Source organism: Salinivibrio sp. ML290 (assembly GCF_001995695.1).
GTDB classification, from domain to species: domain Bacteria; phylum Pseudomonadota; class Gammaproteobacteria; order Enterobacterales; family Vibrionaceae; genus Salinivibrio; species Salinivibrio siamensis.
Window position 1 is genome coordinate 122,120 of sequence record NZ_MUEY01000010.1, and the last position, 6,044, is coordinate 128,163.

Consider the following 6,044-nt stretch of genomic DNA (forward strand, 5'->3'; position numbering starts at 1 on the left):
ACGCGAATATCATCCTAAGATCCGGCGATCTCAGGTAAGAAACTGGAACTGTTCTCGAGATAGTGGAAAAACCATTCAATCACTACCGCAAAGTTAGGAATAAGTTGCGACTGCCCCCATGCTTGGGTGTGAGCCACCGACGTAAAGGCATCCAGAAAGAAGAGCATCGCGGCAATAATGAGTACACCACGCACACTCCCAAACACCATACCCAGCACCCTATCGGTACCAGACAACCCGGTTTTCTCTACCAACTGAGCAATCACATAATTGACCACCGCCCCCACAATTAAGGTGGCAATGAACAACAAGGCTATTGCGCTACCATTACGAATAACGGCATCTTCGATATTGGTCAGGTAAACCGCCAGTTGCGTATAAAACTGACTGGCGATAAAAAACGCACCAAACCATATCACCAATGACAATGCTTCTTTAACAAAGCCTCGAATCACACTAACTAGCGCCGAAAAACCAATGACGCCAATAATGAGGTAATCAATCCAATTCATCGTATTCACTTGCTCGAGACGTGCGCATTCTAACAGAAAAAATGCTCACGCAAACGTTTTCTTATTGGGTGAGTGGGTCAAATTTACGCAATTGACCCTTCAATCCTGTCAAAGATTGCAAATCAGTCAGTTGCGATTCTAGCGCCGATTTGGAGACGTGAGGCCCTACGACCACCTTGGCTAAGTCATCTGGCTGAATGTCTTTGGGTAAGATATGTGCTTGGTAACCTTTTTCGCGTAATTGTTTGACCAAACGTCGTGCGTTGTCTTGGTTACGAAAGGTACCGAGCCGGATCATCCACGCCCCTTTTTGATCACTGACTGACGAAGAGGCTGTTTCACTAGACACCGGTTTAGACGCAGGCTCGCTGTCCGTTGCGTTTGTTTGACGCTCTTTAACCTTGGTGTCTGGCGCCTCCACCGCAACCACTTGTGGTGCTTGAATCGGTGTTTGACTGACCTCACTATCAAAATCATCCCGTAGCGGGATACTCTCATAGCTCTCTTGATAATGCTCTTTTTTGCCATCAAGCACATCTGGCAGCACTATCACACCGATAGACACCAACACCAAGGTACCAACGATTCTTTTTTGTAACTTACTGGCCACAATGACTCCGTTTTAGTTAAGCTCGCTAATTACCTGTCCAACGGTATGAAACGACCCAAATACGACCACACAGTCTCGCGCAGGTTCAGCGTGTTTTAACGCATGCTGATAGGCCTCGCTGGGTGACGTAAACTGTTGTGATGCCGATACAGGCAAGCTGTCGGCGGGGGCGCCTCGGGGCACAGATAACGATGCGGGATACCAGTGATCCACGATACCGTCCAGGCAGGCTAAGGTACCCGCCATGTCTTTATCGGATAACATGGCCACCACCGCATGCACGTGCCCGCCGCGTTCCGCTTTGCACTCAGCCAACTTCTCTGCCAAATAAGCGGCCGCGTGCGGATTATGAGCAACGTCAAACACAGTGTAAGGCGCCTTGGCGACAACCTGCATTCGCCCCGGTACCGACACCGAGGCTAACCCGTCAGAGATGTGCGTGTCTGCAATCTCCAAATCGGCAACGCCCAAAGCCATCAATGCAGTGGCGGCATTTTGTAATGGTATTGCAGGGATAGGCAACGCAGTCAGTTCAAACGCCCCTGCCGCCCAACACCAGGTATCATCAGTGAGCGTATAGTGATATTGATAACCCAGCTGGTGTAGCTCGGCGCCAATACTGTCAGCGTGTGCAGCCACACTCGCCGGTGGAGAAGGCTGACCGCAAACAGCAGGTTTATCCGCTCGGAAGATACCTGCTTTTTCGTAGCCGATTTGGTTAATATCATCACCTAACCAATCACAGTGATCGAGCGCAAGGCTGGTGATCACCGATACGTCATGCTCAACCACATTGGTGGCATCAAGGCGTCCACCAAGGCCAACTTCTAAAATCACGACGTCCAGTGCGTGCTGCTTGAACAGCTGCAATGCAGCCAAAGTGCCGAACTCGAAAAAGCTCAGGCTGGTCTCACCACGCACTTTTTCAATCGTCGCGAACGCTTTACTGTGCGCAGCATCGTCGAGCCATTTGCCATTAATGCGTACTCGCTCATTATAGTGAATGAGATGCGGGGAGCTATAGACACCTGTGCGATAACCCGCATGCTGCAAAATTGATTCCAGCAACGCACAGGTTGTGCCCTTACCATTGGTTCCCGCGACGGTAATCACTGTCGGCGCAGGCTTAGTCAGTTGCGCGCGATCAGCCACAGCGGCGACGCGTTCAAGGCCAAGATCGATGGCACTGGTATGGATACTTTCGAGATAAGACAGCCACGTCGTTAAAGAGGACGTGGCTGTTGGATGTTGTAGTTCAGACATTGACTTGGTCAGTTACTCCATGATGGGCAAATGATACCAAGGATAGCGCCGTGGGACACGGTCAATTATTGGTCTTGAGAAGGCGGTGCCGCTTCGGGCTCAAGATCAGGCTTGTCTTGCTCTACATCGACCACAAGCGGTGAGTGAATATTATTCAATTTGGCAAGCAGCCCCGCCAAGCGTTGACGCATTTCTCGGCGGTCGACAATCATGTCAATCGCGCCATGCTCAAGCAAGAACTCACTGGTTTGGAAATCTTCAGGGAGGTTCTCACGCACGGTCTGTTCAATGACTCGGCGCCCCGCGAAACCGATAATCGCTTTAGGCTCGGCCACATTGATATCACCTAACATGGCAAAACTTGCCGTCACACCACCGTATGTCGGATCAGTTAATACCGAGATAAACGGCAGGTTGTGGCGAGAAAGGCGTTCCAATGCGGCACTTGTTTTTGCCATTTGCATCAGTGACATTAGCGCTTCCTGCATACGCGCACCGCCACTGGCAGAAAAACACACCAAACCGCAGTTGTTTTCGATCGCAGCATCCACCGCTTTCACAAAGCGAGCGCCCACAACGGCCCCCATCGAGCCGCCCATGAATTTAAATTCAAAGGCACAGGCCACCACGGGTACATCAAACACGCTGCCTTTCATGACCACAAGGGCGTCTTTTTCACCACTCGCTTTTTGCGCCGACACTAAGCGATCTTTGTACTTTTTCGAATCGCGAAACTTCAACACATCTTTAGGTTCAAGCTCACTGGCAATCTCTTCACGCCCGTCTTTATCCAAAAACACGTCGAGCCGGCGGCGTGCTGGCATGCGCATATGGTGTTCACACTTTGGACATACTTCCAAGTTACGCTCGACATCAGCGTGATAGAGGACTTGATCACACGACGTACACTTGGTCCACACACCTTCTGGAATCGACGCCTTGCGTGATGAACCAATATTACTTTTGGTTAATATTTTTTCTAGCCAGCTCATGGACAACCTTTACTTAGTGATAGCTCTCGCGAACGGACAGCTATCTTGGATTCGTAACAAATTAGACCGAATTAAATCACAAGTCCGTCAGACTTGGGATAAAAAACTGGTACTACCTATTCTGTCTCCGTGCTGTATGCGTACAGCGTACTTGCCGACACAATCACCTAATCCGGCAAAAACAAGGGGCCAATGGGTGAGCGAGGCAACCCAAATGTTTCGGGGTAGTCCACCTCAACCAAATACAAGCCTTCAGCTTTCGCGGTCGCAGCAGCCTGGGTTCGATCTTTTTGTGCCAGCAGCCAAGCCATCCACTCAGGAGGCTGCTCTTGACGACCGACCGCCATTAAACTCCCCACGATGTTGCGCACCATATGATGCACAAACGCATTGGCTTTAATATCAATCACGATAAAGCGCCCTTGACGGTTGACCGATAAATGCATCAAATTCCGCCRAGGGGATTTCGATTGACACTGAGCGGCACGGAATGAGGAAAAATCATTCTCCCCAAGTAGATACTGACCGGCTCGGTGCATTAAGGTTTCATCAAGTTCAGCGTGATAGTGACTGACTCCCTTGGCTAAGATCGCCGGGCGCAAGGGATGATTATAAATGACATAACGATAGCGTCGCGCAGTGGCACTAAAACGGGCATGAAACTCGTCTGTCACGGGCTTAGCCCATCGCACTGCAATCGGATCCGGCAAATTCGCATTGACACCCATCGTCCAAGCTTTTAAAGGACGTTGATTGTCAGTGTCAAAGTGCACCACTTGTCCTGTTCCATGCACGCCAGAGTCGGTACGTCCCGCACACTGTACGGCGACAGGGTGATTGGCAACCGTCGATAAAGCACGCTCGAGGTGTTCCTGCACACTGGTGACTTCTCGTTGCCTCTGCCAACCGTAAAACTGAGCACCATCATACTCAATGCCTAACGCGAATCTCATGCCCTGCCTTCTCGTTACTCGTCAATAAGGCGCCGCATTATACCCATAAAGCCTTCGAGTTGCAGGTTAAAAGCGCGTGCTTCGCCATCACTGCCGTCATAAAGAAACAGGCAGCTCTCGCTACCTGTTTTTTGCACTACCTCAGCTGTTCTAACAACTGACGCGCTTCTTGCTGCAAGGTCTTGTTGCCCGATTGCATCACTTTTTCGAGCAAAGAAATCGCCCCATCGACATCGTTCATTTCCAAATACGCTTTGGCGAGGTCAAGATTCGTTGATGCTTCAGTACTTGCAGTATCACCGTCCACATCAATGGCACTAATATCTTCTAACACATCAGGAAACTCATCTAAACCCACATTCAGGTTCATTTCCGCTTTATCAGGATCGATATCTGGCGTAGAACCATCATCTCGCATAAGCTCTTCAATGCTGATGTAGTCATCTTCTTCTTGCTCTTCACCAATCAGCTCACTTTCTGCTTCCCCCTCACCCAGTAGATCCTCGTCTAAGGCTTCTTCGAGTTCAAAGGTTTCCAGTGAGGCAGGATCTATTGCGGGTTGCTGACTCCAGTCTTCACTCTCTGCTTCAGGCTCAGGTTCATTATCAGCCTGCCACACTGCCGCTTCTTCATCGGACAGTGAGGAAAGATCCAGTGGCGTGTCATCGTCTGACTCGGAGAGCAGTGCCTCCATGTTTAAGCCACCCACTTGGTGATCGTCATCGTCGAGATCACTGATATCTCGCTCATCACGCTCAGGCGTTTCCGTTTCCTTGGCGGCGTCACCCTCTTGCTGCTCATCTAAATAAGATTCTAGCTCGCGCTGCTCTTCAAGCGCAGCGCTTAGTGCGTCATCCTCGCCAAACTCGCCCAACTCATCAAGTGAGAAGGAGTCAAACTCATAGTCACGCTCATTGCTTGGCTCTGGCTCTGGCTCTGGCTCTGGCTCTGGCTCTGGCTCTGGCTCTGGCTCTGGCTCTGGCACGCTATCTAAATCCGCTTGCTCTTGCTCGTCAACCGGTTCAGCGTCTGCCAATGCCGCTTCTTCGTCGTACTCAGGTAGGCTGGTTAAATCAAGTAAGTCTTCTTCGCTAATGTCATCGAGATTGTCGCCGTCATCCGTAGAAGCATCATTGTTGTCAACGCCGTCAGGCGCTGACGATTCATCTGCCTCGCCGGTAGCTTCTGGCTCATCCGATTCGTCCGCTGGAGCATCGTCTTCGTTTAACTCTGTTTGCGGTTCGTCGTCAGTGTCCTCGTCAGTCGCGTCATCTGCCTCGCCACTAGCTTCTGGCGTGCCCGATTCCTCCGCCGGTGCGTCGTCTTCGTTTAACTCGGCTTGCAGCTCGTCATCAGCGTCCTCGTCAGCCGTTTCATCTTCCTCGCCGGTAGCTTCTGGCGCAGCTGGCTCGTCCGCCAGTGCGTCGTCTTCGTTTAACTCGGCTTGCGGCTCGTCATCAGCGTCATCGTCAGCCGTTTCATCTGCCTCGCCGGTAGCTTCTGGCGCGGCCGATTCGTCCGCCGGTGCGTCGTCTTCGTTTAACTCAGCTTGCGGTTCGTCGTCAGCGTCCTCGTCAGCCGTTTCATCTACCTCGCCGGTAGCTTCTGGCTCAGCTGGCTCGTCCGCTGGAGCATCGTCTTCACTTAACTCGGCTTGCGGCTCGTCGTCAGCGTCCTCGTCAGTCGTTTCATCTTCCTCGCCGCTAACTTCTGG

6 protein-coding genes are annotated in these 6,044 nt (G+C 51.3%); all 6 read right to left on the reverse strand.

What is annotated here, in order from left to right; genetic code table 11:
• Nucleotides 1-14: 14 nt before the first annotated feature.
• On the reverse strand, nt 15-512 hold the full coding sequence (locus BZG23_RS10890) for a CvpA family protein (protein WP_069362063.1): 498 nt from the start codon (nt 510-512) through the stop codon (nt 15-17).
• Between the two features lie 61 nt (nt 513-573).
• The gene (locus BZG23_RS10895) at nt 574-1,122 is read right to left on the reverse strand and encodes an SPOR domain-containing protein (protein ID WP_077606921.1); all 549 of its coding nucleotides are present in this window, start codon (nt 1,120-1,122) and stop codon (nt 574-576) included.
• 12 nt (nt 1,123-1,134) lie between these two features.
• Nucleotides 1,135-2,385 carry a bifunctional tetrahydrofolate synthase/dihydrofolate synthase gene (gene folC, locus BZG23_RS10900; RefSeq protein ID WP_077606922.1) on the reverse strand — a complete coding sequence of 417 codons (1,251 nt, stop codon included), beginning with the start codon at nt 2,383-2,385 and terminating at the stop codon, nt 1,135-1,137.
• 65 nt (nt 2,386-2,450) lie between these two features.
• Entirely contained in the window at nt 2,451-3,377 is a 927-nt protein-coding gene (gene accD / locus BZG23_RS10905; RefSeq protein WP_046075243.1) for an acetyl-CoA carboxylase, carboxyltransferase subunit beta, read from the reverse strand.
• Between the two features lie 167 nt (nt 3,378-3,544).
• A complete protein-coding gene (gene truA / locus BZG23_RS10910; protein ID WP_077606923.1) occupies nt 3,545-4,330 on the reverse strand; it encodes a tRNA pseudouridine(38-40) synthase TruA in 786 nt (261 codons plus the stop codon).
• A 136-nt stretch (nt 4,331-4,466) separates the two neighbouring features.
• A partial coding sequence (locus BZG23_RS10915; protein WP_338013047.1) for a FimV/HubP family polar landmark protein occupies nt 4,467-6,044 on the reverse strand: 1,578 nt, incomplete at its 5' end.